Below are 26,632 nucleotides of genomic sequence, written 5' to 3'. Positions count from 1 at the left end.
GGTCTCCGGGGGATTCTGGGCGGCTTTGCCTACATCGCCTTGGCGGCGCCGACATTCAAGATGCAATATGGTCTTTTGCGGTCCGCGTCACGTTGCTTCACAGAACCCGCCGGCGGATGATCGTCGCCAGCGCCAGCATAGCGCAGATCGCACCCAGCGTGGCCGGCAGGCCGCCCGCGCCGAGCACATCCATCACGCCGCCGGTAAGCGGCGGGACCAGAATGCCGCCGACGCCCCACATCAGGGAGAATGCCGCATTGCCGGCGACCAGCGCCGAGCCGGCAAAGCGCTCGCCAAGCTCGATGATCGACATCGTGTAGATGCCGTAGGACACAGCGCCCCAGACGAAGACGCAGGGCCAGACCAGCGGGGTTTCGATCAGCACCGGCAACAGCGCACAGCCGAACAGCGTCAGCAAGACGCAGAGGAAGCGCACCAGGCGGGCCGTCAGCCGCTCGGCCAGCAGGCCAAGCGGCACCTGCATGGCAATGTTGCCGGCGATCATGACCGAAAGCAGCGCGGACATGCGAGCCTCCGCGATGCCATGATGCGTGCCATAGACAGGCAGCAGCGCCAGCACCGCCTGTTCGAAGCCGGCGGCCACGACTACCGCCGACAGAAGCAGCCAGGCGAGCGGCATGAAACCCATCACCGAAACCTGATGCCCGGCCTCGTCCACCCTGGGCAGCCGCGGCAGAACCGACGCCAGGCAGAAGCCGCAGAGCACGAAGGCGCCGATGCCGACAAGGAACGGCGGCCAGCCTTCCGTGCCGACGGCAAGCAGGCAAAGCGGGCCGGTCGCGAAGCCGGCGGAAATGATCGTCGAATAGAGACCCATGATGCGGCCGCGCCGGGCCGGCGGTGCCAGGGCGATCACCCAGATTTCGCTGAGCACATAGAGCGGATTGGTCACCACGCCGATCAGGAAGCGCAGCGGAAACCAGAGATAGACATTCTGCGTCCAGCCGATCATTGCCAACACGACAGCCGAAAGCACCGCGCAAGTGAGCGCCGTGCGCCCTGCCCCGAACCGCCTTGCCATGCCAGGTATCAGCGGCGATGACAGGATGAAGCCGACAGCGGTCATTGCGGCCGACAGGCCGATCATCGCTGGCGAGACACCCTGGCGCTGCAGGATGAAGCTCAGCAGCGGGTAGGACAGGCCCTGCGCGATGGCGAACACGGACACGGTCGCGATCACACCGGTGATCGCTGCCCACTGCATCGTCTCGTCGCTTCTCGTGTCCACCAAGTCCATATCCATGATGCCGTCGCGGTTGCAGACTTAGCGGTTCGTTCCAATGGCGGTAAGCCTTGCAGCCCGAACGACGCTCGGCTCCAGCCAAACCCTGTCAGGAGCCTCTGCGGCTGGCTGATTTATGGAGCGCGAAGACGACCAGCAAAGCGTCGAGGGCGATGATCACGGTGCCGGCCGCCTCCCTGCCGACAGGCCTTACTGGCTACGTGCTCGATCGGGGGAAAGAAAGGGCCGGCGAGGAAGATCCGCTTGCGCCAACGGATGAATGATCAAGGCGGATGTCGTGGCCACGCAGCTGCCGTTCGGACATGTCGCTTCCCTCGCCCTAGTGGTCGCCGCCTCCGCAATGGCCGGACGGGCGCCGGTCCATTATGCCGCCCGTTATCGCATCCTACGAGGACCATCATGACCGCCGCCCTACAATCCTCAGAACCGGCTTTGGCACCCGACCGTGCCCGCCGTGGCGGTCGCGCCGGAAAGCGTGCCGGTGGCTCGGCCGCGTTCGAGCAGCCGGCCTTCCGCCAGCTGAAAAATCCCCTGACGCCGACCAAGCTGGTTTCCGAGGACGAGCTGGAATCGATCCACCTCGCCTCCTTGCGCGTGCTCAGGGAAATCGGTGTCGATGTGCTGCACGACGAAGCCCGCCGCATCATGAAGGCGCATGGCGCCGATGTGCGCGAGGGCTCGGAGCGCGTGCGCTTCGACAGCGACATGATCCTGGAGCTGGTGTCGAACTGCCCGTCCGAATTCACCATCCATGCCCGCAACCCCGCGCACAATGTGCGCTTCGGCGGCGACAATCTGATCATCTCGATGATGGCCTCGGCGCCCAATTGCTCCGACATCGATCGCGGCCGCCGGCCAGGCAACCAGCAGGACTATCGCAATTTCCTGCGCCTGGCCCAGATGCACAACATCCTGAATTGCACGGGCGGCTATCCGGTCGAGCCGACCGACATCCACCCGTCGGTCCGCCATCTCGAATGCATCCGCGACCTCGCGACGCTGACCGACAAGGTGTTCCACATCTATTCGCTCGGCAAGGAGCGCAATGTCGACGGCATCGAGATCACCCGCATCGCGCGCGGCATCAGCCACGAGCAGTTGCTCGAGGAGCCGTCCGTCTTCACCATCATCAACACCAATTCGCCGCTCAAGCTCGACGTGCCGATGATGGAAGGCATCATCCAGATGTCGAGCAAGGGCCAGGTCGTCATCGTCACGCCCTTCACCCTGTCTGGGGCGATGGCGCCCGTCACCATCGCCGGCGCGCTGGTGCAGCAGAATGCCGAGGCGCTGTCCGGCATCGCCTTCGCCCAGATGGTGCGCAAGGGTGCACCGGTCGGCTATGGCGGCTTCACCTCCAATGTCGACATGAAGTCCGGTTCACCGGCTTTCGGCACGCCCGAATACATGAAGGCGCAGCTCGTCGGCGGCCAGCTTGCCCGCCGCTACAACATCCCATACCGCACCTCGAACACCTGCGCCGCCAACACGGTCGACGCGCAGGCCGCCTATGAAAGCGTGTTCTCGCTGTGGGGCGCCATCCAGGGCGGCGGCAATCTCATGATGCATGCCGCCGGCTGGCTCGAGGGCGGCCTGCGCTGCTCCTACGAGAAGACCATTCTGGACATCGACCTCTTGCAGATGGTGGCCGAATTCCTGACCCCGCTCGACCTGTCGGAAGAGGCGCTTGGCTTCGACGCCATCCAGTCCGTCGGCCCCGGTGGCCACTTCTTCGGCACCCAGCACACGCAGGACCGCTACAAGACCGCCTTCTATTCGCCGATCCTGTCCGACTGGCGCAATTTCGAGACCTGGGCCGAAGCCGGCTCGCCGACGGCGCTGGAAAAGGCCAACAAGGTGTGGAAGGAGCGGCTGGCATTCTATGACGAGCCTTACATGGACCCTGCCATCCGCGAGGAGCTCAACGCCTTCGTCCAGAAGCGCACGGCCGAAGGCGGCGCGCCGACGGACTTCTAGACGGACCACCTTCCAGGGGCTGTTCAGCTTCGCTGCGAAGCGTGCCGCACGGGCCTGTAAAATATCTGATTCAGCTTACACGAGAACGGACCTATCTTCATGAAATCCCATGTAAAAGCGGTTGTCATTGGCGGCGGCGTCGTCGGCTGCTCGGTTCTCTATCACCTGGCCAAGGCCGGCTGGACCGATATCGTGCTGATCGAGCGCTCGGAGCTCACCTCAGGCTCGTCCTGGCATGCGGCCGGTGGCTTCCATACGCTGAACGGCGATCCGAACGTCGCCAAGCTGCAGGCCTACACGGTGCAGCTCTACAAGGAGATCGAGGAGATTTCGGGCCAGTCCTGTTCGCTGCACCTGACCGGCGGGGTGATGTTGGCCGATACGCCCGAGCGCATGGATTTTCTGCGCCTTGCCCACGCCAAGGGCCGCTATCTCGGCATGGACACCGAACTGATCACGCCATCCGAAGCCAAGGCGATGTTCCCGCTGATGGACGAGACCAATTTCGTCGGCGCCATGTGGGATCCGGTCGAAGGCCATCTCGACCCCTCCGGCACCACCATCGCCTATTCCAAGGCGGCGAAAAAACTCGGCGCCGAAATCGTGCTGCGCAACCGCGTGGTCGACCTGACGCAGCAGCCGGATGGCACCTGGAACGTCGTCACCGAACAAGGCACGGTCCACGCCGAGCATGTCGTCAACTGCGGCGGCCTGTGGGCGCGCGAGATCGGCCGCATGGTCGGCGTCGAGTTGCCGGTGCTGGCCATGGAGCACATGTATCTCTTGACCGAACCGATGCCGGAGGTCGAGGAGTTCAACAAGTCGACCGGCCGCGAGATGATCGGCGTGCTCGACTTCAAGGGCGAGATCTACACCCGCCAGGAGCGCAACGGCATCCTGCTCGGCACCTATGAAAAGGCCTGCAAGCCGTGGTCGCCGGTCAACACGCCGTGGGATTTCGGCCATGAACTGCTGCCGCCCGACCTCGACCGCATCGCGCCGTCGCTGGAAATCGGCTTCAAGCACTTCCCTGGCATCGAGAAGGCCGGCATCAAGCAGATCATCAACGGCCCCTTCACCTTCGCGCTCGACGGCAACCCGCTTGTCGGTCCGGTGCAGGGCCTGACCAATTTCTGGTGTGCCTGCGCCGTGATGGCCGGTTTCAGCCAGGGCGGCGGGGTTGGCCTCGCTCTGTCCAACTGGATGGTCCACGGCGATCCGGGCTTCGACGTCTGGGGCATGGATGTCGCCCGCTTCGGCGAGTGGGCCGGCCTGCGCTACACCAACGCCAAGGTGCGCGAAAATTATTCGCGCCGCTTCTCGATCCGCTTCCCCAACGAGGAACTGCCGGCCGCCCGCCCAGCGCAGACGACGCCGCTCTACGACACCATGCTCGCCAACAACGCCGTCATGGGCGACTCGTGGGGCCTCGAAACCCCGCTCTGGTTCGCGCCAAAGGGCAAGGAGCCGAAGGACGTCGTCTCCTTTCACCGCTCCAACGATTTTGGGCCGATCGGCGAGGAAGTGCGGGCCACGCGCGAGCGTGTCGGCGTCACCGAGATCGCCAACTTCGCCAAATACGAAGTGTCGGGACCGGGTGCGGAAGAGTTCCTCAACCGGCTTATGACCAACCGCATGCCGAAGACCGGCCGTATCGTGCTGACGCCGATGATCAACGAGTTCGGCAAACTGATCGGCGACTTCACCATCGCCAAGCCCGGCGAAGACCGCTTTATGATCTGGGGCTCGTCGGCCGCGCAGAAGTATCACATGCGCTGGTTCGAAAGGCACCTGCCCAAGGACGGTTCGGTCCGCATCCACCGCTTCGACCAGACGCTGGTCGGCCTCTCGATCGCCGGTCCGAAGTCGCGTGACCTCCTACAGAAGCTGGTCGATGTCGACATCTCGACCAAGGCTTTCCGCTTCATGGATTTCCGCGAAATGGCGGTCGGCGGCGCGCCATGCCTGGTCAATCGCATCACCTACACCGGTGACCTCGGCTACGAGATATGGATGGCGCCGGCCTATGAGCGCCTTGTCTATCATCAGATCAAGGATGCCGGCGAGGAATTCGGCATCGTCGATTTCGGCATGCGCGCCTTGCTGTCGATGCGCTTGGAAAAGAATTTTCCGACCTGGTTCCGCGAGCTGCGGCCGATCTACGGCCCGTTCGAAGGTTCGATGGACCGCTTCATCAAGCTCGAGAAGAACGATTTCATCGGCCGTGGCGCCGCCGCCAAGGAACAGGCGGAAGGGCCAAAACTGCGCCGCGTCTCCTTCATCGTTGACGCAGCGGACGCCGACGTGATGGGCGACGAACCGATCTGGGCCAAGGTCAGCAAGGATTACGGCACGGTGGAAAAGCCGCATGGCTACGGAGCGCCGCGCTTCGACACATCAGGCAAGGAAATACGCGGCTCGAAGGCCGCCGAAGGCGCGCCCGCCGTGCGCGGCATCGTCGATGGCGACTGGCGCGTTGTCGGCTGGGTGACGTCGGGCGGCTATGCGCATTACGTGCAGAAGTCGATGGCGCAAGGCTATGTGCCGGCAGCCCTCGCCGAGGATGAAAGTGCTGGACTGTTCGAGATCGAGATTCTTGGATCCCGCCGACCCGCCCGCATCAATGTCGAAGCGCCTTTCGACCCAAATGGCGAGAAGATGCGGACCTGAGGTCCGGCCATGGACAGCGAGGCGCCAAAGGGAAGCTTCGGCCGCCATCGCAAGATCACGCCGTTCGAGCCAGGCTCGATCGAGGTGTTGCGCGACGCCTCCCGCGAGAAGGCGGCGTCACTCAACCAGCATGTGCTGGGCTATGGCGTTGTAGCCGAAGCTGAATGGGCCGCGGCGGGTATCGCCGCGCCCGACCTGCCGGCGATGCGAAAATACCGGCTCGAGCGCATCCGCGCCGAGCTGAAGCGCCGCGGCTATGCCGGCGCCCTGCTCTATGACCCCGTCAACATCCGTTATGCGACCGACAGCACCAACATGCAGCTCTGGGTCACGCACAACCCGACGCGGCATTGCTTCGTCGCCACCGAGGGTCCGGTGGTGCTGTTCGACTATTTCTCCTGCGAACACCTGTCCGATCATTCCGGTGTCGTCGACGAAGTGCGGCCGGCAGTGTCGTGGATGTATCTCTATGGCGGCGAGCTGACCGAGCAGAAAGTCCGCCGCTGGGCCACCGGCATCGCCGATCTGGTAAGGGAGCACGGCGGCGGCAACAACCGCATCGCCGTCGACCACATCAATCCGGAAGGCGTCGAGGAACTGGCGCGCCTTGGTGTTTCGATCGGCAATGGCGAAGCGGTGATGGAGAACGCCCGCTTGATCAAATCGCCGGACGAAATCCTCGCCATGCGCCGCGCAATCGTCGCTTGCGAGGCTGCGATGGGCGATATGGAACAGGCGCTCAGGCCCGGTATCTCCGAAAACGAATTGTGGGCCGAGCTGCATCGCGGCAACATCGCGCGCGGCGGCGAATGGATCGAGACGCGGCTGCTGACGTCGGGACCGCGCACCAATCCGTGGTTCCAGGAATGCTCGTCGCGGATCATCGAGGCCGGCGATCTTGTCGCCTTCGACACCGACCTGATCGGCCCCTACGGCTTCTGCGCGGATCTCTCGCGCACCTGGCTGTGCGGCGATACCAGGCCAACCAACGAACAGCGCGATCTGTTCCGCATCGCAGCCGATCAGATCGAACACAATACGGCATTGATGCAGCCCGGCGTCTCGTTCCGCGACCTCGTCGAGCGCTCAGCGGTGCCGCCAGGCGACTGCTTCCCGACCCGCTACGGCGTACTCTACCACGGCGTTGGACTGGCCGACGAATACCCGACCTTGCCGCATGCCAGCGACTGGACGCCAGACACGCCGGACGGCGTGCTTGAGCCGGGCATGGTGCTGTGCGTGGAAAGCTATATCGGCCGGCTCGGTGGGCGCGAAGGCGTCAAGATCGAGGAGCAGATCCTGATCACCGAGACCGGCAACGAAGAACTTTCAACCTACCCGTTGGATGCGAGGCTGCTCGGCTAGACCGGCAAGGGCTTCGCGCATCGCGCGCACTGTCTTTTCCGGCGTCGTCCCGGCAGTGATGTAAGGCAGGCCTTTGCGCCGTGCCGTCCAGCCGACGATCACGACCTTGCGCGCCGCCGATTCGAAACGCTGCGCCAGCGCCCAGCTTTCGCAGTCGACCGCTGCGACATCCGCCCTGCCTTCGGCGACCGCCACGATCGAGTGGCGATGGCCGCCGCTTTCGCCGCTCGGTGAAAAGCTTTCGCCGCTCGATGAAAATATGTCGAGGCTTTCGCCGGCCGCTTCCAGGTCGCGCGTCAGCGCGATGATGCCCGACATGGAATCGAGGCTGTTGAAGGTGAAGCGCCGGCCTCGGATGAGATCGAGCGGCAGCAAGGCCTTGCCGTCGGCGGGCGACCGGACCTCCGGTCCCTCGCCTGCGCGCATGACCAGCGCGCTCGAATAGAGTTCGCCCTGCCCGCCTTCATAGGCGTCGTAGCTTGGCTGGCCGACAACCTGCACATGCCGGGATAGACCAAGTTCCATCGGCCCCCAGCAGGTCTGCGCGAACAGCAGCGCCGGATGCAGCCAGAGCTTGTGGAAATCGAGTTCGTCCGGCGGCAGCGTCGCCGGATCCGGAGCGATGAGTTTACCCTCGCCGTCGCGAATGCCGCCCGGCACCGGCGGCAGGTCGCCATTGCGGCGCACGATGGATTGCGGCGCATCGATACCCTTCCGCCGGAAGGCATCGCGCAACCACGCCCATTGCGCGTCGACCTCATCGCGCGCTTCGGGCCAGTCATACATCGGCAACGCCGCAATCAATTCACTCATGCCGATATCAAACCACCATGCCCGGAAAAAAGATCGCAAAAACGGCGTCCGATCAGAATTGGCCGACACGATATGCCGACACGATATCATGCTGTCAGCGGATGTTATTCCTTGGGCGGCTCGGCCGGGACCGGCACCGTGCCAAGTCCATTGATGCTGCGTGCCCTGACGCGCGGCTTGAACGCCCTGCCCGGCTCCGGTGCGCGGCGCAGCACCGGATGCACGATCGGCTCCTTGGCCTTGAAGGCATAGGCTTTGACCAGCGCGAAATAATTCGGATAGGCATAGCCATTGTTCATCCGCAGCCATTCCTCGCGCCGGTCACGAAACAGCTTCGGCAGCAGGTACCAGGCGATGGTCGGGCTCTTGTGATGGACAAAGTGCAGATTGTTGTTAAGGAACAGGAACGATAGCGGCGACCGCTCGACTATCACCGTGCGGCCTTCCGGATGTTCCGACCACTGATGCTCGGCATAGGTGCGGATCGAGATCAGCGACTGGCCGAGCCACACCGGCACCAGCACATAGAGCCAAATCGGCATGCCGAACCCGAACTGCACGACCGGCAGCACCACGGCAAGCCCGATCGCATGCAGCAGCCAAGCCTTGCGGATCGCCTTGTCTCCGGCGATCACCTGCTTGGCGTCATCGATGAAGAAGCCGATGCAGGACAGCCACGGGCCAAGCGCGAGGCGACCGGCCATTGTGTTGTTGACCTTCAGCACGAATTTCATCAACGGCGGCAATTCATCGTGATGCCACAGAGCCTTGTAGTAGCTCTCGGGATCGTCCAGCGGATCGGTGAGCCGCTCGTCGGCATGATGGCGCAGGTGAATGGTCTTGAAGCGGCGGAACGGCCACGCAAGACCGATCGGCAGGAAGACGAAGGCCTCATTGACGAAGGCGTTGCGGGTCGGGTGACCATGCAGCACCTCATGCATGATTGAGGACTGCAGAGCCAGCGTAATGGCCATCACGATCAGTGCTGTTATGGGATAGGATGGCCAGAGGAAGAAGCCGGCGGCGAACCATGTGCCGTAGCAGAAGAAAGCGAGAACCACGGTCGGCCACTCGATGGCCGGTTTGCTGCTTCGCCGAATGCTCTTGCCAGTCATGCTATCGACCACTGCCCCTCAGTCGCCGGAACCCCAACTGGTTCCTGACAGCATTGTGTCAGGAGGCGTGATTCCACTCAACGCGACAAAGTGTACAAAATGTTGCGTCTGCGCATTTTTGGCTTCATATGTTGTACATTGTGAACAGACTTAGGGATTCATTTACGCCTCGAGCGGCTATTCGTGTGGCTCCGGCGCAAATTTTTCCTCCAGAAAACGGGGAGCAAAGGCATGGACAAGCGCGATCTGTCGACGATCTTCCGAGAGCGTCTGAAGCTCCTCCTGACAAGATCCGATCTCAACCAGTCGGCTTTCGCGTCAGCAGTCGGCATCGATCGGTCGGCGCTGTCGCAACTGATGTCGGGCGCCTCGACGCGCCTGCCGCGCGCCGAAACGCTGCTCAACATCGCCGCCGAATTCAAGGTGTCGTTGGACTGGCTGCTCGGTCTCAGCCAGGACGAAGGCGTGACCGGCGAAATCCGCGAGAGCCTCGAAATCGAGGAAGCGCCCGACGGCTTCGACCGCACGCTGCTGGCCAAATGGTTCGCCGAAGCGGCCGGCACCAAGATCCGTTATGTGCCGGCCGGCATTCCCGATCTCCTGCGCACCCACGCGCTCGTCGACTACGAGGCCAACATCACCAACAGGAGCCGCCTGGCGCAGGCCAGCGAAACGCAATACCGCATCGAATACAACCGGCGGCCGGAAACCGACATGGAAGTCTGCATGCCGCGTCACACGCTGGAGATTTTCGCGCGCGGCCTCGGTGTGTGGGACCGTTTCCCGGCGGCCGACCGCCAGCAGCAACTTGCCCATATGGCGACGCTGCTCGACGACCTCTACCCGACCTTCCGCCTGTTCCTCTATGACGGCCGCATGCGCTATTCCATCCCGCTTACCATCTTCGGCCCCTACCGCGCCGCCATCTATGTCGGCGACATGTATGTGGTGCTGAACGCCACCCAGCCGGTCCAGGCACTGACCAAGCATTTCGACAATCTGATCCGCGCCGCCGACATCAATCCGCATGAGGCGGCCGCCTTCGCACGCAATCTAGCCGGCATGTCATTCGCATCAGGTTCTGTCTGAGAGCGCGCCAGGAATGACCGCGGGTCGTTAACCGCCTCCATGCCTGCCGTTTCACGTTGCAATTTCATTGACTAGACATAAAGACTTCTTTATATCCTTATCCGAATTCCAGGACACGAAAGCCAATCCGATGACGATGAGCAACCCGATCGATGCCCTGCTGGCTGAAAAGGGCGTGCTGCTGGCCGATGGCGCCACGGGCACCAATCTGTTCGCCATGGGTCTGGAGGCCGGTGAGGCGCCGGAACTGCTGAACGAAACCGCGCCCGACACCATCACCCGGCTGCACCAGAATTTCGTCGATGCCGGCGCCGACATCATCTTGACCAACTCCTTCGGCGGCACCCGCCACCGGCTGAAGCTGCACCACGCGCAGGATCGCGTCCATGCGCTGAACAAGCGCGCCGCCGAGATTGCCCGCGCTGTAGCCGACAAGGCCGGCCGCAAGGTGATCGTCGCCGGCTCCGTCGGCCCGACCGGCGAATTGCTGGTGCCACTCGGCGCCATGACCTATGACGAGGCCGTCGACGCCTTCGCCGAGCAGATCGAGGGTCTCAAGGAAGGCGGCGCCGAAGTCGCCTGGATCGAGACGATGTCGGCGCCCGACGAGATCCGCGCCGCCGCCGAAGCCGCCATCCGCGTCGGCCTGCCCTACACCTATACCGGCTCCTTCGACACCGCCGGCCGTACCATGATGGGACTGCTGCCGAAAGACATCCACGGCGTCGCCGACGGCCTGTCGCAAGCGCCGCTCGGCGTCGGCGCCAATTGCGGCGTCGGTGCCTCAGACATACTGGCCTCGCTGCTCGACATGACCGAGGCGAAGCCGGAGGCGACTGTCATCGTCAAGGGCAATTGCGGCATCCCCGAATTCCGTGGCACCGAGATCCACTATTCCGGCACGCCGGAACTGATGGCCGACTATGTCCGGCTCGCCGTGGATGGCGGGGCCAAAATCATCGGCGGCTGCTGCGGCACCTCGTTCCAGCATCTTGCCGCGATGCGCAAGGCGCTCGACGCCCACACCAAAGCGGATCGTCCGACGGTCGAAAAAATCGTCGAGCGCATCGGCCCGATGCGCAACAAGGTGGCAACCGCAAACACGGCCGAGACCAGCGAAGCCCGCCGCGAGCGGCGGCGCACCCGCGCCTGACGCGATTCCTTTAGCGGTTATTCGCTGTTGTCGGCGTAGCTCGACTGCGCCGACTTGAGATCGACCGCATTGTCGCCGCGCATTGTAGCCAGCGCACCCGATGCGCCGGGATCGGTAATCTGCTCCAGCATGGCGCGGAAGCGGTCGTTGGTCAGCGCCGACATGGCGGTGTGACGCGCCTGCGCGACGTCATCGCTGATGCGTCTGGATTCGGCTGACGGGGCTGATGAAACCGCCGCAGCATCCCGTGTCGGCGGAGTAGAGTTGGCGATGGTTCTGATCTGCAATTCCGGCTCCCTCAAGCCTTAGACATGTCCGGTGTAGCGAGAGGAAATTGCGATCCGGTACCGGAAATGCAGCGCAATTTAACGATCCAGCAGACAGCTCCAAACTCGCGGCAATACCTTCGTCGAGCAGCTAGATCAAAGGCGGAAAAAGCTTGCGCAGGAACCCGTCAAACCAGGCAGCTTGGGCGGCATCGTGCAGGCTCATGAGACGATCCTGCTCCGCGCGCGTCTGTGCGCCCGGCTTGCCATAATTCGCACCAGGACGGTTCTGCACGCGCCTGAAACCGACTGGCGTGGCTTCCGCGTGGAATTGCAGGCCGTAGACCTTGTTGCCGATGCGGAAGGCCTGGTTGGGAAACAGGGCGCTCGAGGCAAGGTGCTGTGCGCCATCAGGTAATTCGAAGCCGTGCCAGTGTGACTGCATCACATGGATCGGCTCGGGCAGGAAATCTTCCGCTCCAGCGGTCGGATAACGTGGATAATTGCCAAATTCATGCACATTGCTCGCCGGCGGGCCGACATGCGCACCACGACGCCAAGCGATCTGCTGCGCGCCCTGGCAGATGCCGAGCAGCGGAATATCGGACGTCATGCAGAAGTCGATAAAACGGTACTCGTCCAGAAAAAATGGATGCAGCGCCGTATCATAGACGTTGTACATTCCGCCGTAGACCACGCCACCCGCGACAGCTCCATCGACATCAAGCGCCTCTCCAGCGTAGGCCCGACGCAAGACCGGGTCGTAGCCGCTTTGCCGGAGATAGGCGAATACACGATCGTCCGCGGGTTCGTCGCTGTGTCGCACCAGAATAACACGGTTGGTCATGGCCCTGCCTCTTCGCTTCGCTGAGAATGCTTGGCGGCAGACCGCACTGCGACGAAAAAAGGCCGGCAAGGGAAAGTATCCCTCGCCGGCCTGCCTCACCCGCCCGTGGGCCGGTAATCAGAACGATCCCATCATCTGAAAGAAATCGGCCTTCATCGCCACTACCGGTTACCGCCCAGCGCCGAGGCAAGGCGCACAAGCGAAAGGAACTCGGACCTGTACCCAAACGGGTCGGCTCCTCGGGCGGCAGTGGCAATCTCCATGATCTTGTCGTAGCCTAACTTCGCGGTCGCATCCTCGTCGCGCAGCTTCTGGCCGAAGGCCGCGACCGCGACGGAAAAACGCTGATCAGTGCTCGCGTGGTCGAAGGACGCCACCTCATTGGCCGAGGTCACCGGCGTGGTGATCAGCTTCGAGACGTCCTCGTTGGGCAGCTTGTAGCGGATCTTGACGAAGGCATATTCGTCCGCATTGGCGACGCCGCCATTATTCACCGTGGCCTGGCCATAGCGCAGCGGATCGATCTGCTCGCCGCCACCGCCTTTGGGCGTGATCTCATAAATCGCGGTGACCGAATGCCCCGAACCGATATCGCCGGCATCGACGCGGTCATTGTTGAAATCCTCCCGATTGAGCGCCCGGGTCTCGTAGCCGATCAGGCGGTATTCGGAGACCTTATTCGGATTGAACTCGACCTGGATCTTCACATCCTTGGCGATGGTGAACAACGTCGAGGAAGCGTCCTCGACCAGCACCTTCTCGGCCTCGGCCAGCGTGTCGATATAGGCGGCGGTGCCGTTGCCGTTCTGGGCAATGGTCTGCATCATTTCATCGTTCAGATTGCCGCGGCCGAAGCCGAACACCGACAGGAACACACCGGTCTTGCGCTCGCTCTCGATCAGCCGCTTCAGGTCGTCGTCATCGGTCTGGCCGACATTGAAGTCGCCGTCGGTGGCAAGCATCACCCGGTTGACGCCGTCCTTGATGAAGGATTGCTGGGCAAGCTTGTAGGCTTCCTTGATGCCGGCTTCGCCTGCCGTCGAGCCGCCGGGCTGCAGATTGTCGATGGCATTGAGGATCTTGTCCTTCTCGGCAACCTTTGTCGGCATCAGCACGGTGCCGGCGTCACCGGCATAGGTGACGATCGAGATCGTGTCGTCCGCCTTCAGCTTGCTGACCAGCAGGCGGAACGCGGACTTGAGCAGCGGCAGCTTGTCCGGTTCGTCCATCGAGCCCGAGACATCGATCAGGAAGACCAGATTGGCCTTCGGCTGCTCGGTCGGCTTGATGTCGAAACCTTTGATGGCGACGTGCATCAGCTTGGTGTGCGCGTTCCACGGCGTCGGCATGACGCTGACGGTCGAGTTGAACGGCGTCGATGCCGAGTCCGGCCCCTTCCAGTCATAGGGGAAGTAATTGATCATCTCCTCGACGCGGACCGTATCGGCCTGCGGCAGGTAGCCCTGCTTCAGCGAGCCGCGCACGAAGGAATAGGAAGCGGTGTCGACATCGATCGAGAAGGTCGAGACCGGGTCTTCCAATGCGGCGTGCACCGGATTGGTCTTGAAATCCTGGACGCGGTCACGGTTTTCCTCCTGCGGCGCGATCTGGTCCGCCGGCGCCATGGCCGGCTGCTGGACCATCAGCTTGGATTCGGCCGCCGGCATGCGGGCCACCCGCGACGTGCTGGGCGCGCCAGTGGCGCCATCCAGCGCGAATTCACCGGTCGGCGCCGGCGGTGTTGGTTCGGCCAACGCTCTACGCTCCGACGAAGTCTGCTGTGCTGCCCCGCCCGCCTGGGCCGATTCGGGTTTCGGCGGCGAAGCCGGCGTCACAAGCACATCGGTCGCATCGCGGCTTTCCACATCCGCGTCGGCTTTCTTGTCGTTGGTCGGCGCAGTGGTCACGGTCGGCTCGTCGGCGGCCCGATCTCCCGGTGCCTGCTTGGCCAATGGCTTCAGCGTCGCCGGCTTGTCGGCCAGCGTCTCGGCGATCTTCTCGTCGCCGCCGAACGGTGACGGCTGTTCCCTCAGAATATGGAAGGTGGCGTATCCGGCGATCGGCAGGGCGACTAGCCCGGCAAGAGCCGGCGCGGCAATGAGTTTCTTTTGCATGATCTCGCTCCAGAGCTTTTGTGCTCGCTCTGTGAGACGAAGGCCGCCGACCGATCCTTGGGTGACTTCGGAAATATTTTCCTGATCGTAGGCGCGCAGGGCAGCCTCGAAGGCACGCGCCTTCGCGCTCTCGCCAGGCACCGGTATTGCTGCGTCGCGCAGCTTCCTGAGTTCGTTGTCGTCGACCATGGTCACACTTCCCCGGCTGAACGCATCAACGTCTTCAGCCGTTTCTTCGCTTCATGGATGTGCCAGGAAACCGTCGTCTCAGAGATCGCCATCGCCTCGGCGGCGGCCGCGTGGCCCAAGCCTTCGCCATAGACAAGCATCACGGCATCGCGCTGCTTGTCCGGCAATTGCCGCACCGCCGCCCAGAGCGCCTCGGCGGGGTCTTCGCTCTCGGCCGGGACCTCGCCCGAAATCAGCGCATGGACGCCATAGGCCTCGGACTTGACCGTCTCGCGCGCGGTCTTGCGCATCATGTCGCGCGTGGCGTTCATCGTCATGGCATAGAGCCATGTCGTGAACGCGCCGCCGCCGCGATAATCGCGGATCGCCTTGCCGAGCCGGACGCAGACTTCCTGGGCGATGTCTTCCGCATCGGCCTTCCTGCCGCACCAGCGATAGGCGGCGCGATAGACGAAGTCGTAGTGGCGCTCCAGCAACTTGCCGAAAGCCCCCCGGTCTCCGCCCGTCGCCCGCCCGATCAGTTCGGCGTCGGAGGCTTCGCTCTCATCCAGCATCATCGCCATCATTTGCCTGTTGGACGAAGGCTAATGGCTAATCCTTGGGGTGATGGAAAGATTTTTTCGAACAGGGACTTTTGCAGCTGTTGGCAGGTTGAGATTCAGGTCAGGCCGGCTTCACCTGAATGTCAACACGCCTGGCCCGCCGCCCAGCCCGACGACCACGCCCATTGGAAATTATAGCCGCCGAGCCAGCCGGTGACGTCGACGACCTCGCCGATGAAAAACAGGCCCGGCACCAACTTCGCCTGCATCGTCTTCTGGTCGAGGCCGTTGGTGTCTACCCCGCCTAGCGTCACTTCGGCGGTCCGGTAGCCCTCCGAACCGGCCGGCTTGATGCGCCAGTCGTTGACCGCGGCCTCGACGGCTTTGATCTGGGCCTCGGAAAGATCGGCAAGATTGCCGTCGAGCCCGGTTCGCTCGGCTATCGCCTGGGCCAGCCGTTTCGGCAAATGATTTGCGAGCACGGTCTGCACCGCTTGCCGGCCATTGCCACGCCTGGCGGCGCGGACGAGCTCAGCCACATCCGTGCCTGGCAGCATGGCGATGCGGATTTCATCACCCTCGCGCCAATAGGATGAGATTTGCAGGATGGATGGCCCGCTGACGCCGCGATGCGTGAACAGCATCGCCTCGGAAAACCGTGTCTTGCCGCAGGCAATCTCGGCATCGACGGCGTTTCCGGCCAGGGGCGAAAGCCGCTCGAGCGTCTTTGCATCGAAGGTCAGGGGCACCAGGGCAGGCCGTGTTTCGACGACGGCAAGGCCAAACCGTTCGGCCAGCTCGTAGCCGAAGCCCGTCGCGCCCATCTTGGGGATCGACTTGCCACCACAGGCCACGACCAGGGACTGGCATGAGACCGGGCCGGTGGAGAGCGTGAGGTCGAACCCTTCCTCGGCTTTGCTGATAGTCTCAACGGAAGTCGACAATACCAGCTCGGCGCCCCTGCCCCGCATTTCCGAGACCATCATGTCGATGATCTGGCGCGCGGAGCCGTCACAAAACAGCTGTCCCAATGTCTTCTCGTGATAGGCAATGCCGTGACGTTCGACGAGCGCAATGAAGTCGCGTTGCGTATAGCGGCTGAGCGCCGAGATGCAGAAATGCGGATTCCTGGAGATAAAATTCTTCGGGCTCGCATGGACGTTGGTGAAATTGCACCGGCCGCCGCCGGAGATGCGGATCTTTTCGCCAGGTGCCGCCGCATGATCGAGGATCAGCACCGAACGGCGGCGCTTGCCGGCCTCCACGGCGCACATCATTCCGGCTGCGCCGGCGCCGATGATCACGACATCATAGGATTGCATCAGGTTGATCGTTCCCGCATGACCCCGCGCCGCACCAGCCGGGCGAGCCGCTCATCCCGCCTGATACCTCCAATGTGCCGCGCGGCCAACAGGGGGCGAAGGCTCAGACCAGCGTTTCGGCGAACAAGTCAGTCAATCGCTTCCAATGCCGCTCGGCACCGGCTGCATTGAAGACGCTGTGGTCCGGCACGCACCAGCCATGTGCCATGCCGACATAATTCTCCATCAAATGGTCGACTTCAGCGTTCCGCAGTGCCTCTTCCAGCCGCGTCGACTGTTCCGGCGGAAAGCTCCGGTCGACCCCCGCCATGCCGACATAGACGCGCGCCTTGATGGAAGCCGCCTTGCGGTGCGGACTGTCGGCCGCATCGCTGGCGAGATTGCCGCCATGAAAGCTGGCGGCGGCCTTGATCCGGTCTGGGTGGGTCGCGGCGGCGTTGATCGCCCGCGCACCGCCCATGCAATAGCCGACCGTCCCGATCGGCCCCGTAACGCCTTCGCCGGCGAGCGCCTCGAGAAACGCGCCGCTGTCGCTGATGGTCATCTCCTGCGTCGTGCCGGTGACCAGCGCCATCAACGCCGCCTTGGTCTTTTCCTCGGTGAAGGCGGTCTTGGCGTCGAACGGACCGTAAGGCGCGTTGCGATAGAAGAGGTCGGGCACCAGCACCGCATAGCCCTCGCCCGCCAGCCGTTCCGCCATCTGGTCAAGCGCCGGGCGCGGACCGAAGGCGTCCTGGTAGATTATGACACCGGCCTTGGCTGGAGAAACCTTGGCCGAACGAAACAGGCCTGCATTCGCCACACCGTCACGGGTCTTGATCTGAAGGTCTTGCTTCGTCATTGCCTGCTCCGTTGATCAGATGCGCGATACATATCCGCGCAAGCGGCCACGGCAAGGCGTTGCCTGAACCCGCCAGTCAACATTTCGTGCGGGATCGCGTGAGGCGCTAAAGACCAGCGAATGCGGCCATATGGAAGGCCTGAACCTCTGCCGGATAGCGGTAGCTTGTGCCATAGGGGCAGGCATTGCGGTCAAGGCAACCGCCAGCGCGGCACGGCCCGCCGCCCGCGCCCCGCACATGCGCAAGGCAGGGCTGGTAGGCGAAACCATCCGTGGAATGGGCATCGACCGGGCAGGATTTCAGACAGGGTTTGTCGACACATGTGTCGCAGAGATGGATCGCCTCGCAGGGCTCGGGAAGCGCTATCTCTTCCTCGAACAGCAACGCGCCGCGATAGGCGTGCCAAAGCCCGTATCGCGGATGCATGAGGATCCCGAGCGGCGACGGCCTCAGCCCCTCCGCCCGAACAGCCCATTGCTGGAACGGCAGATAAGGCTTGTCCGACGGCGAAACGGCGCGCGCGCCAAACCTTTCTGCCACAGCGCCAATCACCTGGCGCGACCAGGTATCGAGCGGATTGGCGATCGCCTGCGGCTGCTGTTCCCGCCAGCGCAGGAAATGCCGCCAAGGCGCGGCACCCGCCTGCCCCACCAGCAGGACAGACTTTGCCGGTGCGCCCAACGCGCCATGAGCGATACCCTCGTGATCGGGAAAAAGAAAACCGCCACGCAAGATGAGGCCGTGGGCGCCAAGCGCGGCCGTGATCTCCTCGATCATGCCGCGCACGCAAATCATCCCTTCTTGTCCGGATCGGAGAAGGCGCTCCGCCAGACTTCCTTGTGGATGATGTTGGCGACTTTAGCCCCGCCTGACTCGGGCTCCTTTCAGGTGAAGGCGTCGGGCATCGACCCCTTCTTCTTGGCGATGAAGTCCTTCAGGGCTTCGTCGATGCCTTCATCGAGGTGCGGCGCCTCATAAGCCTCCAGCCAGCGCCGCGCGAGATCGTTGGCGCGCTGCGGCGCGGTCTTCTGACCCTCGGCCAGCCACTGCTCGTAGGAGTTGTTGTCGGCGATCGACGAGCGGTAGAAGGCGGTCTGGAAATTGGCCTGGGTGTGGTCGCAGCCGAGATAGTGGCTGCCCGGCCCGACCTGGCGGATGGCGTCCATCGCCTGGCCGTTTTCCGAAAGATCGACGCCCTCGGAGAATTTTTGGGTCATGCCGAGCTGGTCGATGTCCATCATGAATTTTTCGTAGCAGGACGCCAGGCCGCCTTCGAGCCAGCCGGCCGAATGCAGCACGAAATTGGTGCCGGCGAGAATGGTCGAGTTCAGCGTGTTGGCGCTCTCATACGCCGCCTGCGCGTCCGGCACTTTCGAGGCGCAGAGCGAGCCGCCGGTGCGGAACGGCAAGCCAAGACGGCGAGCGAGTTGCGCCGCGCCATAGGAGACCAGCGACGGCTCCGGCGTGCCGAAGGTCGGCGCGCCCGATTGCATCGAGATCGACGAGGCGAAGGTGCCGAACAGCACCGGCGCGCCCGGACGGATCAGCTGCGTGAACGATGCGCCGGCCAGCACTTCGGCCAGGACCTGTGTCAGCGTACCGGCCACCGTCACCGGGCTCATCGCGCCGGCGAGGATGAACGGTGTGACGATGCAGGCCTGGTTATGCCGCGAATAGACTTTCAAGGCGCCAAGCATGGTTTCGTCGAACACCATCGGTGAATTGGCGTTGATCAGGCTGGTCAGCACAGTGTTGTTCTCGACGAAGTCGTCGCCGAAGACGAGCTTGGCCATCGCCACCGTGTCCTCGGCGCGCTCCGGCGCGGTCACCGAACCCATGAACGGCTTGTCGGAATATTTGATATGCGCGTAGACCATGTCGAGATGGCGTTTGTTCACCGGCACGTCGACCGGCTCGCACACCGTGCCGCCCGAATGGTGGATCGACGGCGCCATATAGGCGAGCTTCACGAAATTCTGGAAATCCTCGATCGTCGCATAGCGCCTGACACCATCGAGATCGCGCACGAAGGGCGGACCGTAGACCGGCGCAAACACGGTCGCGTTGCCGCCGATCTGCACCGAGCGTTCCGAATTGCGGGCATGCTGGGTGTAGATGGGCGGCGCGGTCTTCAGGAGCGAACGGCAGAGCCCCTTGGGAAAATGCACGCGCTCGCCCTTGACGTCGGCGCCGGCCTCTTTCCAGAGCTGCAGCGCTTCCGCGTCATCGCGAAAAATGATGCCGATTTCCTCGAGCACCGTGTCGGTGTTCTTCTCGATCAGCGCCAGGCCTTCCTCGTTCAGCACTTCGTAGACGTTGATCTTGCGCTTGATGTAGGTGAGCTGGGTGCCCGGGCCGCCGCCGGAGCGCGCCGCGCGCCTTGCCGCTGCTCCGCCGCTGGCGCCGCGCCCACGCCGCGCGTTTGACGCTTCCTGGTCGACTGCCGCGTGTTCGCTCATGATCGCTCTTCCCTGAATATGGCCTGCCTGACTATGGCCGGTCCGTAACCGCTGCGGCCGCATGGCGCGGCTTTCGCCGGATCGTAGCCATGCACCCTATTCGAAACGGCCCGTCCGCGCCAACGCCTGTCGCAAAATCGACAAGAAATCCGATAGATTTTCCAGTCGCTTTCCTTTTGCGGGAAGTCGCAAATCAGCTATGGATACCCGCCCGTTGCGGGTTAGGTATGAACGCCATTATTTTGTGCCTTGCGACACAGTCGCGATGCCGTGAGGAGCTGGATTAAAATGTCCGACGACGAGATTATCCTTTCCGAACTTTCCGACGATGAGTTGGTGCAGCAGATGCACGACGATCTCTATGACGGTCTGAAGGAAGAAATCGAGGAAGGCACGCGCATTCTGCTCGAGCGCGGCTGGGTGCCCTACAAGGTACTGACCGAAGCGCTGGTCGAAGGCATGCGTATCGTCGGCGAGGATTTTCGCGACGGCATCCTGTTCGTTCCCGAAGTGCTGTTGTCCGCCAACGCCATGAAGGCCGGCATGTTCATCCTGCGCCCACTGCTCGCCGCCACAGGCGCGCCGAAACAGGGCAAGATGGTGATCGGCACCGTCAAGGGCGACATCCACGACATCGGCAAGAACCTCGTCGGCATGATGATGGAAGGCGCCGGCTTCGACGTCATCGACCTCGGCATCAACAACGCGGTCGAAAAGTATCTCGACGCGATCGAGCAGCACCAGCCCGACATCATCGGCATGTCGGCGCTGCTCACCACCACCATGCCCTACATGAAGGTCGTCATCGACACGATGAAGGAAAAGGGCATTCGCGACGACTATGTCGTGCTGGTTGGCGGCGCACCGCTCAACGAGGAATTCGGCAAGGCCGTCGGCGCCGATGCCTATTGCCGCGACGCCGCGGTGGCGGTCGAGACCGCCAAGGACTTCATGAAGCGCAAGCACAACGTGCGTGCTTCGGCCTGATCCAAGGCATCAGGACGACGAAAAAGAGCCGCGCCTTGCAGCGCGGCTTTTTTGTTCCCAGATGAAGGAGGTGGCTGCCGATCAATTGGCGACAGTGTCTTTGACCGCCCTCGCCGTCGATTTGACATCCTTGCCGACACCCCGAATGGTGTTGGCGCACGCCGTGAGCGCAAGCGCGCAGGCAAGGATAACCATCGGCGCTACCCGTAGCAGTTTCATGGACGGTGTCTCCCTCGACAGATAAATTAACCCGCAGCGAAAAGCCGGCTCGACTTGGTCAAGACGAAAAAAACGAAACCGAATCAGACAGACAGGCTGCTCGTCATCGCCTGCGGGATGATTGCGCGCGAGGTGTTGGCCGTCAAGGAACGGCTCGGGCTGGATCACCTCGAATTGACGTGTTTGCCGGCGGAATTTCATTTCTATCCCGACCGCATCGCACCGGCCATGGACAAGGCGATCGAGAAGGCCAAGGCGGAGGGTTACATCAACATCTTCGTCGGCTATGCCGATTGCGGCACCGGCGGCCTGCTTGACCGCGTATTGGAGAAGCATGGCGTCGAGCGCATGGCCGGTCCGCATTGCTTCGCCTTCTACCAGGGCATGGAGGCCTATGCGAAGGTCGCCGACGACGACATGATGTCGTTCTACATGACGGACTTCCTGTGCCGCCAGTTCGATGCCTTCTTCATGAAGCCGCTCGGGCTGGACAAGCACCCGGAGCTGATCAAGGACTATTTCGGCAATTACGAGAAGCTGATCTATCTGGCGCAGACCGACGATCCGGAGCTCGACAAGGTCGCTGAAAAGGCCGCCGCCCTGCTTGGCCTTACCTATGAGCGCCGCTCCACCGGTTTTGGCGACCTGACGCCAGGCCTGGCGCGGGCGGCCGCGAACGCCTGACGGCTTCAGCTCCCGTCTTCGGCCGCCAACGCCGTCAGCACGTCGGCAAAGTTCGTCCTGCAGGCAAAACCCAGACTGTCCCTCGCCCGCGATGTATCATAGACTCGGTCGATCGAGGAAAACATCGTCCAGCCTTTGCGCGCATAAAGCATGGGAAACTCGGGAAAATAACGCGCCACGACCGATGGAGCGTCTGCGATCAAGTCCGCGCAACCTTCGGGCTGGAACGGCGTTGGCGCGCAGACGATGAAGATGTCGAAGCCGAGCTCCGGTGCCTTCTCCAATGCAGCGACATGTGCCTGCGCCGCGTCGTCCACCGTCAGCCGCCGAAACAGCAATTCGTTCGCCTTGGTGTTGGCGTCCGACTGCTCGATCGCATGCGCCATGTCGTCGGCCTCGGGGAAGAAACGTGCCGTGCGCAGCACTACCACCGCCAGCCCATGTTGAAGGTGATAGAGGCGGCAGAGATGTTCGGCGGAGAGCTTGGTCACCCCATAGATGTTGCGCGGCTCGGGCGACATCGCTTCCGTCAGCCATGCCGCCTTGCGCGCACCGCCCTTGAAGCCGTCGCGTATCGCCTGCGAGATCATCAATGAAGTCGTTGACGTGAAGACGAAGCGTTGCACGTTGGCCGCCACCGCCGCATCGAGCAAGTTCAGCGTGCCTTGCACGTTGGTGGCGACGAAATCGCTGTTGGCGTGGCTTTCTATGTCGGGCTTGTGCAGCGCGCCGCTGTGAATGATGGCTTCAGTTCGATTGTCCCTGACCGCTCGCATGACCAGATCGCGATCGGCGATCGAACCGACGATCCGCGTTTCGGCCGATGGAACGGGATCGAGGCCGGTGACGTCATGTCCAAGCCCGCGCAGCAGCGGCGCCAACGCGCTTCCCAGCCAACCCGACGATCCCGTGAGCAAGATTCGCATTCGTCACACCATGAATTTCGACCGTGACGCTGTTAAGCACGGATGACAGGCGCCAGCGACCCGGTAAGTTATGCACCAGACGGCAGCGGCGCCGTTCCAGAACAAAAAACAGGGAATCCTTTGATGAACCTTCGCCCCTTGCTTGCCGCCCTTGTTTTCCTCTGCTGCGTTTTGCCCGCCCTTGCCGATGGTCAAGTGCAGAAACTGATCACCACCGCCGACAAGGAGCGGCTCGACAAATATGGCGACATCCGCAAGGCGGCGCTCGCCGAGGCAAAGGCGGGCGACCCCGCCGAGGTCGAGCAACTCGACGCACTGCTGGCCAAGCCGCTGGCCGCCTTCTCCGACAAGGACCTCACCGGCAGCTGGCGGTGCCGCACGATCAAGGTCGGCGGGCTGAGCCCGCTCGTCATCTATGGCTGGTTCAAATGCAGAGTGACCGATGATGGCTCCGGCTGGCGGCTGGAAAAGATCAGTGGTTCGCAGCGCACCCGGGGCCGCTTCTTCGACGATGGCGACAAGCGCTCGATCTATCTTGGCTCCGGCTCCGTCAACGACGACCGGGCAAAGCCCTATGGCAGCGGCCCGCAAACCGACCAGGTCGGTTACGCTTTCCGCAACAGCGCCAAGGAATGGCGCATCGAATTCCCCGCGCCCTACTACGAATCGAAGCTCGACATCATGGAGTTCAAGCGCTGACCGGCATCTTCATGTCCTCGTAAGGCTTCCGGCACACCAAGGATTAACCCACCTGCCCTAAGGTCCCGGCCACATCAGCCGGTCCGTGGAGCATGGCAAGATCAATGGCAGCGTCGCAATCCAATCCGCGGCCGATTGTAGTCGTCACCGGTGGCGGCGCACACGTCTGGGCCATGATCAACGACCTCGCCGACCGCGTCGGCCCTGTCAGCGTCGTCCTCGAAATCCCTGAATCCAAAAAACAATTGCTGCGCGGCCGCGCCCGACGCCAGGGCTGGATCTCCGCCATGGGTCAGCTCGGCACGATGGTGCTGAGCAGGCTTGGCAAACGGCTTAATGTCAAACACGCCGCCCGGTTGATTGCCGAGGAGAAGCTTGAAACGGAACCGCGGCAAGGCCAGGTCATCGTCCATGTGGCATCCGCCAACAGCCAAGAATGCCTGCAGGCGATCGAGACGATCAAGCCCGGCGTCGTGCTGCTGAACGGCTGCCGGCTGATTTCCAGGGAGATGCTGGGCAAAATGCCTTGTCCGGTGCTGAACTATCATGCCGGCATCACGCCGAAATATCGCGGCATGAATGGCGGCTATTGGGCGTTGACGTCAGGCGATCCGCAGAATTTCGGCACGACCGTCCATCTGGTCGATGCAGGCGTCGACACCGGCGGTGTGCTGAAGCAGGCGCACAGCAAGCCGAAACAAGGCGACACCATCTCGAGCTATGCGCTGCGCCAGACGGCGTTTTCGCGCGATATCTGCGTCGAGGCGGTCAGCGACGCGCTGGCCGGGAAACTCGCAACGTTCGATCCAGGCCTGCCATCGAAACAGTGGTACCACCCGACGATCTGGTTCTACGTCTGGACAGGGCTGAGAACCGGCATCTGGTAACGCATCCAGCGTAGGAACAGCGCAAACTCCGCCGCCATTGCTGCTGCATCGACCCCGTCGCGACATGGGTCGCAAACGAATAAACCCACCTTTCATTTTACGACATCGAAATGCGTCGCTTTTGAATGCGCGCGCGTCGTCCCATAACAAGCAGCCTTACGACGCTTGCGGCAATGCTCGGAATATCGAGGAGCGAGAATTCATGGCCGATCTTATCGTCGTCTACTGGCGCGACATCCCTGCCCAGGTCATCGTCAGGAAAGGCCGGCAGAACGCCAAGCGCGAACTGCCCTTGCGCTTCACCGAGGCGATCGACATGTGCGCCATGCGCACCGGCGCCGGTGGCACCGACGACTATCTCGCCGAATGGCGCAAGGCCGATCCGGTTGCGGTCGGTGACGATCTCGAAGCCGAGGTCGAAAAGGCATTCCACGAACTCGACGCGAAATACGACCGCGAGCGGCTGGTCGCTCTGGTCAAGGCGGGCGGAAAAGAAAATGTCTGACGAGAACCCGGCGGTTACCCAGGCCACGCTGGTCAAGAAGGCAGCGCCGAAATCCGACTACAAGCCGGCCGACGTGTCGCCGCAGCGCCGCGTACAGCGCTCGTTCGCGGTGAGATTATGGTCTGTTCGGCACTCGCGATTGCTCGAATGGTTTTATGCCCGTTTTTCCGACGCCTTCCTGCTGCTGCACCCCTTGTGGAAGGGCATCGGTTATGGCCGCGTCGAAGCTCCCATCAAGTTCGTCGAAAAGCGCGTCAAGGGATTCATGTTCGACTGCCGCATGTGTGGTCAGTGCATCCTGTCCTCGACCGGCATGTCGTGCCCGATGAATTGCCCCAAGCAGTTGCGCAACGGCCCTTGCGGCGGCGTGCGCGCCAACGGCAATTGCGAGGTCGAGCCCAATATGCCCTGCGTCTGGGTCAAGGCCTGGGAAGGTTCGCAGAACATGGTCAATTCCGACAGGATCCTCACCGTGCAGAAGCCGGTCGATCAGTCGTTACGCGAAACCTCGGCCTGGCTGCGGGTAACCGCACAGGCGGCAGCGGCCCGTGAAGCCGCCGCTGCCGCGAAGACCGGAGCCTCCGCATGACCGGCCGCCAGCTCGACGAAAATCCGGCCGGCATCCATTTGCCGCTCGATCCCCTGCCCGGCCACACCTCTCGCGGCCGGCTGGAGCGCGTGCTCAGGCGTGGCGAGTTCGCGGTGACGACCGAGCTCAACCCGCCCGACAGCGCCGATCCCGAGGACGTCTACAACCGTGCGAAGATCTTCGACGGCTGGGTCGACGCCATCAACGCGGTCGATGCGTCCGGCGCCAATTGCCACATGTCCTCGGTCGGCATCTGCGCACTGCTGACCCGCATGGGCTATGCGCCGATCATGCAGATCGCCTGCCGCGACAAGAACCGCATCGCCATTCAGGGCGATGTGCTGGGGGGTGCCGCGATGGGCGTCGCCAACATGCTGTGCCTGACCGGCGACGGCGTGCAGGCCGGCGACCAGCCGGGTGCCAAGCCGGTGTTCGATCTCGATTCCATGTCGCTGCTGGAGACCTGCCGCATCATGCGTGACAACGGCAAGTTTTTGTCCGGCCGCAAGCTGACGACGCCGCCACAGCTGTTCCTGGGCGCTGCCGTCAATCCGTTCGCGCCGCCCTTCGACTTTCGCCCGATCCATCTCGGCAAGAAGATCGCCGCCGGCGCGCAGTTCGTGCAGACGCAGTATTGCTTCGACGTGCCGATGTTCAAAACCTTCATGCAGAAGGCCCGCGATCTCGGCCACACCGAAAAGGTGTTCATCCTGTGCGGCGTCGGCCCGCTCGCTTCCGCCAAGACGGCAAAATGGATCCGCTCCAACGTGCCCGGCATCCATATCCCCGACACCGTCATCAAGCGGCTGGAAGGCGCCCAGGACCAGAAGAAGGAAGGCAAGCAGCTCTGCACCGACATCATCAACGAGGTGAAGGAAATTCCCGGTGTCTCAGGCGTCCATGTGATGGCCTACCGCCAGGAAGAATATGTCGCCGAGATCGTCGACGAATCGGGCGTGCTGAAGGGCCGCCAGCCATGGAAGCGTGAGATCCGCCGCGACGACCAGATGGTCGCCGAACGGCTGGATCACATCCTGCACGACGAAATTACCGAAACCCAGGTGGATATGGTGAAGACCGCGCATTGAGAGCGCTGCGCGATCACCATT

Annotated in this window: 25 protein-coding genes; 12 read left to right on the top strand and 13 right to left on the bottom strand. The window is 62.8% G+C overall.

The window, feature by feature from the left end; all coding sequences use genetic code 11:
* Window positions 1–97 precede the first annotated feature (97 nt).
* On the bottom strand, window positions 98–1,258 hold the full coding sequence (locus FJ970_RS17105) for an MFS transporter (RefSeq protein WP_140758313.1): 1,161 nt from the start codon (window positions 1,256–1,258) through the stop codon (window positions 98–100).
* A gap of 405 nt (window positions 1,259–1,663) precedes the next feature.
* Here FJ970_RS17105 and FJ970_RS17100 point away from each other — a divergent pair, with 405 nt between their 5' ends.
* From FJ970_RS17100 to FJ970_RS17090, 3 genes are all read left to right on the top strand, one after another.
* Complete coding sequence (locus FJ970_RS17100) at window positions 1,664–3,241, top strand: trimethylamine methyltransferase family protein (RefSeq protein ID WP_140758263.1); 1,578 nt, start codon at window positions 1,664–1,666, stop codon at window positions 3,239–3,241.
* Between the two features lie 99 nt (window positions 3,242–3,340).
* Window positions 3,341–5,911: a GcvT family protein gene (locus FJ970_RS17095; protein ID WP_140758262.1), complete on the top strand. Its 2,571-nt coding sequence runs from the start codon at window positions 3,341–3,343 to the stop codon at window positions 5,909–5,911.
* A 9-nt stretch (window positions 5,912–5,920) separates the two neighbouring features.
* Complete coding sequence (locus FJ970_RS17090; RefSeq protein WP_140758261.1) at window positions 5,921–7,276, top strand: M24 family metallopeptidase; 1,356 nt, start codon at window positions 5,921–5,923, stop codon at window positions 7,274–7,276.
* Here the strand turns inward: FJ970_RS17090 and FJ970_RS17085 are convergent.
* Together FJ970_RS17085 and FJ970_RS17080 are read right to left on the bottom strand one after the other, a co-directional pair.
* Window positions 7,241–8,089 carry a phosphate/phosphite/phosphonate ABC transporter substrate-binding protein gene (locus FJ970_RS17085; protein WP_140758260.1) on the bottom strand — a complete coding sequence of 283 codons (849 nt, stop codon included), beginning with the start codon at window positions 8,087–8,089 and terminating at the stop codon, window positions 7,241–7,243. The two genes, FJ970_RS17090 and FJ970_RS17085, sit on opposite strands and share 36 nt — an antisense overlap.
* 104 nt (window positions 8,090–8,193) lie before the next feature.
* On the bottom strand, window positions 8,194–9,204 hold the full coding sequence (locus tag FJ970_RS17080) for a fatty acid desaturase (protein ID WP_181178496.1): 1,011 nt from the start codon (window positions 9,202–9,204) through the stop codon (window positions 8,194–8,196).
* Window positions 9,205–9,435: 231 nt separating this feature from the next.
* On the opposite strand from FJ970_RS17080, the gene FJ970_RS17075 reads away from it, so the two are divergent.
* Together FJ970_RS17075 and bmt are read left to right on the top strand one after the other, a co-directional pair.
* Complete coding sequence (locus tag FJ970_RS17075; RefSeq protein WP_140758259.1) at window positions 9,436–10,293, top strand: helix-turn-helix domain-containing protein; 858 nt, start codon at window positions 9,436–9,438, stop codon at window positions 10,291–10,293.
* Between the two features lie 130 nt (window positions 10,294–10,423).
* Window positions 10,424–11,446, top strand: coding sequence for a betaine--homocysteine S-methyltransferase (bmt, locus tag FJ970_RS17070; RefSeq protein ID WP_181178494.1), 1,023 nt, complete (start codon window positions 10,424–10,426; stop codon window positions 11,444–11,446).
* A gap of 17 nt (window positions 11,447–11,463) precedes the next feature.
* Here bmt and FJ970_RS17065 read toward each other — a convergent pair whose 3' ends face one another.
* The 8 genes from FJ970_RS17065 to FJ970_RS17030 all read right to left on the bottom strand — a co-directional run bounded on the left by FJ970_RS17065 (window position 11,464) and on the right by FJ970_RS17030 (window position 20,027).
* On the bottom strand, window positions 11,464–11,733 hold the full coding sequence (locus FJ970_RS17065; RefSeq protein ID WP_181178492.1) for a hypothetical protein: 270 nt from the start codon (window positions 11,731–11,733) through the stop codon (window positions 11,464–11,466).
* A 130-nt stretch (window positions 11,734–11,863) separates the two neighbouring features.
* Complete coding sequence (locus tag FJ970_RS17060; protein WP_140758258.1) at window positions 11,864–12,559, bottom strand: glutamine amidotransferase-related protein; 696 nt, start codon at window positions 12,557–12,559, stop codon at window positions 11,864–11,866.
* A gap of 161 nt (window positions 12,560–12,720) precedes the next feature.
* The gene (locus tag FJ970_RS17055) at window positions 12,721–14,862 is read right to left on the bottom strand and encodes a vWA domain-containing protein (RefSeq protein WP_140758257.1); all 2,142 of its coding nucleotides are present in this window, start codon (window positions 14,860–14,862) and stop codon (window positions 12,721–12,723) included.
* Between the two features lie 2 nt (window positions 14,863–14,864).
* Complete coding sequence (locus FJ970_RS17050) at window positions 14,865–15,425, bottom strand: RNA polymerase sigma factor (protein WP_140758256.1); 561 nt, start codon at window positions 15,423–15,425, stop codon at window positions 14,865–14,867.
* A gap of 122 nt (window positions 15,426–15,547) precedes the next feature.
* Window positions 15,548–16,726 carry an NAD(P)/FAD-dependent oxidoreductase gene (locus tag FJ970_RS17045; RefSeq protein WP_140758255.1) on the bottom strand — a complete coding sequence of 393 codons (1,179 nt, stop codon included), beginning with the start codon at window positions 16,724–16,726 and terminating at the stop codon, window positions 15,548–15,550.
* 103 nt (window positions 16,727–16,829) lie between these two features.
* Window positions 16,830–17,567, bottom strand: a complete 738-nt coding sequence (locus FJ970_RS17040) for a dienelactone hydrolase family protein (protein ID WP_140758254.1) — start codon at window positions 17,565–17,567, stop codon at window positions 16,830–16,832.
* A 106-nt stretch (window positions 17,568–17,673) separates the two neighbouring features.
* Entirely contained in the window at window positions 17,674–18,354 is a 681-nt protein-coding gene (locus tag FJ970_RS17035) for a 4Fe-4S dicluster domain-containing protein (RefSeq protein WP_140758253.1), read from the bottom strand.
* A gap of 98 nt (window positions 18,355–18,452) precedes the next feature.
* On the bottom strand, window positions 18,453–20,027 hold the full coding sequence (locus tag FJ970_RS17030; protein WP_140615930.1) for a trimethylamine methyltransferase family protein: 1,575 nt from the start codon (window positions 20,025–20,027) through the stop codon (window positions 18,453–18,455).
* A gap of 288 nt (window positions 20,028–20,315) precedes the next feature.
* On the opposite strand from FJ970_RS17030, the gene FJ970_RS17025 reads away from it, so the two are divergent.
* Window positions 20,316–21,014: a corrinoid protein gene (locus tag FJ970_RS17025; RefSeq protein WP_027046950.1), complete on the top strand. Its 699-nt coding sequence runs from the start codon at window positions 20,316–20,318 to the stop codon at window positions 21,012–21,014.
* An 81-nt stretch (window positions 21,015–21,095) separates the two neighbouring features.
* On the opposite strand, the gene FJ970_RS17020 is transcribed toward FJ970_RS17025, so the two are convergent.
* The gene (locus tag FJ970_RS17020; RefSeq protein ID WP_140758252.1) at window positions 21,096–21,233 is read right to left on the bottom strand and encodes an entericidin A/B family lipoprotein; all 138 of its coding nucleotides are present in this window, start codon (window positions 21,231–21,233) and stop codon (window positions 21,096–21,098) included.
* 54 nt (window positions 21,234–21,287) lie between these two features.
* Here FJ970_RS17020 and FJ970_RS17015 point away from each other — a divergent pair, with 54 nt between their 5' ends.
* The gene (locus tag FJ970_RS17015) at window positions 21,288–21,917 is read left to right on the top strand and encodes a DUF1638 domain-containing protein (protein WP_140758251.1); all 630 of its coding nucleotides are present in this window, start codon (window positions 21,288–21,290) and stop codon (window positions 21,915–21,917) included.
* A gap of 5 nt (window positions 21,918–21,922) precedes the next feature.
* On the opposite strand, the gene FJ970_RS17010 is transcribed toward FJ970_RS17015, so the two are convergent.
* On the bottom strand, window positions 21,923–22,843 hold the full coding sequence (locus FJ970_RS17010) for an NAD-dependent epimerase/dehydratase family protein (RefSeq protein WP_140758250.1): 921 nt from the start codon (window positions 22,841–22,843) through the stop codon (window positions 21,923–21,925).
* A 123-nt stretch (window positions 22,844–22,966) separates the two neighbouring features.
* Between FJ970_RS17010 and FJ970_RS17005 the strand changes: the two genes are divergently transcribed.
* The 5 genes from FJ970_RS17005 to FJ970_RS16985 all read left to right on the top strand — a co-directional run bounded on the left by FJ970_RS17005 (window position 22,967) and on the right by FJ970_RS16985 (window position 26,611).
* Complete coding sequence (locus FJ970_RS17005) at window positions 22,967–23,542, top strand: DUF4893 domain-containing protein (RefSeq protein WP_140758249.1); 576 nt, start codon at window positions 22,967–22,969, stop codon at window positions 23,540–23,542.
* Window positions 23,543–23,646: 104 nt separating this feature from the next.
* Window positions 23,647–24,429: a formyl transferase gene (locus FJ970_RS17000; protein ID WP_140758248.1), complete on the top strand. Its 783-nt coding sequence runs from the start codon at window positions 23,647–23,649 to the stop codon at window positions 24,427–24,429.
* 202 nt (window positions 24,430–24,631) lie between these two features.
* Window positions 24,632–24,934, top strand: a complete 303-nt coding sequence (locus FJ970_RS16995; protein ID WP_140758247.1) for a virulence factor — start codon at window positions 24,632–24,634, stop codon at window positions 24,932–24,934.
* A complete protein-coding gene (locus tag FJ970_RS16990) occupies window positions 24,927–25,523 on the top strand; it encodes a methylenetetrahydrofolate reductase C-terminal domain-containing protein (protein WP_140758246.1) in 597 nt (198 codons plus the stop codon). The genes FJ970_RS16995 and FJ970_RS16990 overlap by 8 nt, the downstream gene beginning before the upstream one ends.
* Window positions 25,520–26,611 (top strand): methylenetetrahydrofolate reductase, encoded by a 1,092-nt coding sequence (locus FJ970_RS16985; RefSeq protein ID WP_140758245.1) that lies wholly within the window; start codon window positions 25,520–25,522, stop codon window positions 26,609–26,611. The genes FJ970_RS16990 and FJ970_RS16985 overlap by 4 nt, the downstream gene beginning before the upstream one ends.
* The last annotated feature ends 21 nt before the right edge of the window (window positions 26,612–26,632 follow it).

Origin of the sequence: Mesorhizobium sp. B2-1-8 (assembly GCF_006442545.2) — a bacterium.
Taxonomy (GTDB): domain Bacteria; phylum Pseudomonadota; class Alphaproteobacteria; order Rhizobiales; family Rhizobiaceae; genus Mesorhizobium.
Note: the sequence above shows the minus strand (reverse complement) of the source record. Positions and strands in the feature narration are given on the sequence as shown.

Coding starts and splice junctions, on each gene's coding strand:
- FJ970_RS17105 (WP_140758313.1), bottom strand. CDS start 1,258: ATGGACTTGGTGGACACGAGAAGCGACGAGACGATGCAGTGGGCAGCG.
- FJ970_RS17100 (WP_140758263.1), top strand. CDS start 1,664: ATGACCGCCGCCCTACAATCCTCAGAACCGGCTTTGGCACCCGACCGT.
- FJ970_RS17095 (WP_140758262.1), top strand. CDS start 3,341: ATGAAATCCCATGTAAAAGCGGTTGTCATTGGCGGCGGCGTCGTCGGC.
- FJ970_RS17090 (WP_140758261.1), top strand. CDS start 5,921: ATGGACAGCGAGGCGCCAAAGGGAAGCTTCGGCCGCCATCGCAAGATC.
- FJ970_RS17085 (WP_140758260.1), bottom strand. CDS start 8,089: ATGAGTGAATTGATTGCGGCGTTGCCGATGTATGACTGGCCCGAAGCG.
- FJ970_RS17080 (WP_181178496.1), bottom strand. CDS start 9,204: ATGACTGGCAAGAGCATTCGGCGAAGCAGCAAACCGGCCATCGAGTGG.
- FJ970_RS17075 (WP_140758259.1), top strand. CDS start 9,436: ATGGACAAGCGCGATCTGTCGACGATCTTCCGAGAGCGTCTGAAGCTC.
- bmt (WP_181178494.1), top strand. CDS start 10,424: ATGACGATGAGCAACCCGATCGATGCCCTGCTGGCTGAAAAGGGCGTG.
- FJ970_RS17060 (WP_140758258.1), bottom strand. CDS start 12,559: ATGACCAACCGTGTTATTCTGGTGCGACACAGCGACGAACCCGCGGAC.
- FJ970_RS17055 (WP_140758257.1), bottom strand. CDS start 14,862: ATGGTCGACGACAACGAACTCAGGAAGCTGCGCGACGCAGCAATACCG.
- FJ970_RS17050 (WP_140758256.1), bottom strand. CDS start 15,425: ATGGCGATGATGCTGGATGAGAGCGAAGCCTCCGACGCCGAACTGATC.
- FJ970_RS17045 (WP_140758255.1), bottom strand. CDS start 16,726: ATGCAATCCTATGATGTCGTGATCATCGGCGCCGGCGCAGCCGGAATG.
- FJ970_RS17040 (WP_140758254.1), bottom strand. CDS start 17,567: ATGACGAAGCAAGACCTTCAGATCAAGACCCGTGACGGTGTGGCGAAT.
- FJ970_RS17030 (WP_140615930.1), bottom strand. CDS start 20,027: ATGAGCGAACACGCGGCAGTCGACCAGGAAGCGTCAAACGCGCGGCGT.
- FJ970_RS17025 (WP_027046950.1), top strand. CDS start 20,316: ATGTCCGACGACGAGATTATCCTTTCCGAACTTTCCGACGATGAGTTG.
- FJ970_RS17020 (WP_140758252.1), bottom strand. CDS start 21,233: ATGAAACTGCTACGGGTAGCGCCGATGGTTATCCTTGCCTGCGCGCTT.
- FJ970_RS17010 (WP_140758250.1), bottom strand. CDS start 22,843: ATGCGAATCTTGCTCACGGGATCGTCGGGTTGGCTGGGAAGCGCGTTG.
- FJ970_RS17005 (WP_140758249.1), top strand. CDS start 22,967: ATGAACCTTCGCCCCTTGCTTGCCGCCCTTGTTTTCCTCTGCTGCGTT.
- FJ970_RS17000 (WP_140758248.1), top strand. CDS start 23,647: ATGGCAGCGTCGCAATCCAATCCGCGGCCGATTGTAGTCGTCACCGGT.
- FJ970_RS16995 (WP_140758247.1), top strand. CDS start 24,632: ATGGCCGATCTTATCGTCGTCTACTGGCGCGACATCCCTGCCCAGGTC.
- FJ970_RS16990 (WP_140758246.1), top strand. CDS start 24,927: ATGTCTGACGAGAACCCGGCGGTTACCCAGGCCACGCTGGTCAAGAAG.
- FJ970_RS16985 (WP_140758245.1), top strand. CDS start 25,520: ATGACCGGCCGCCAGCTCGACGAAAATCCGGCCGGCATCCATTTGCCG.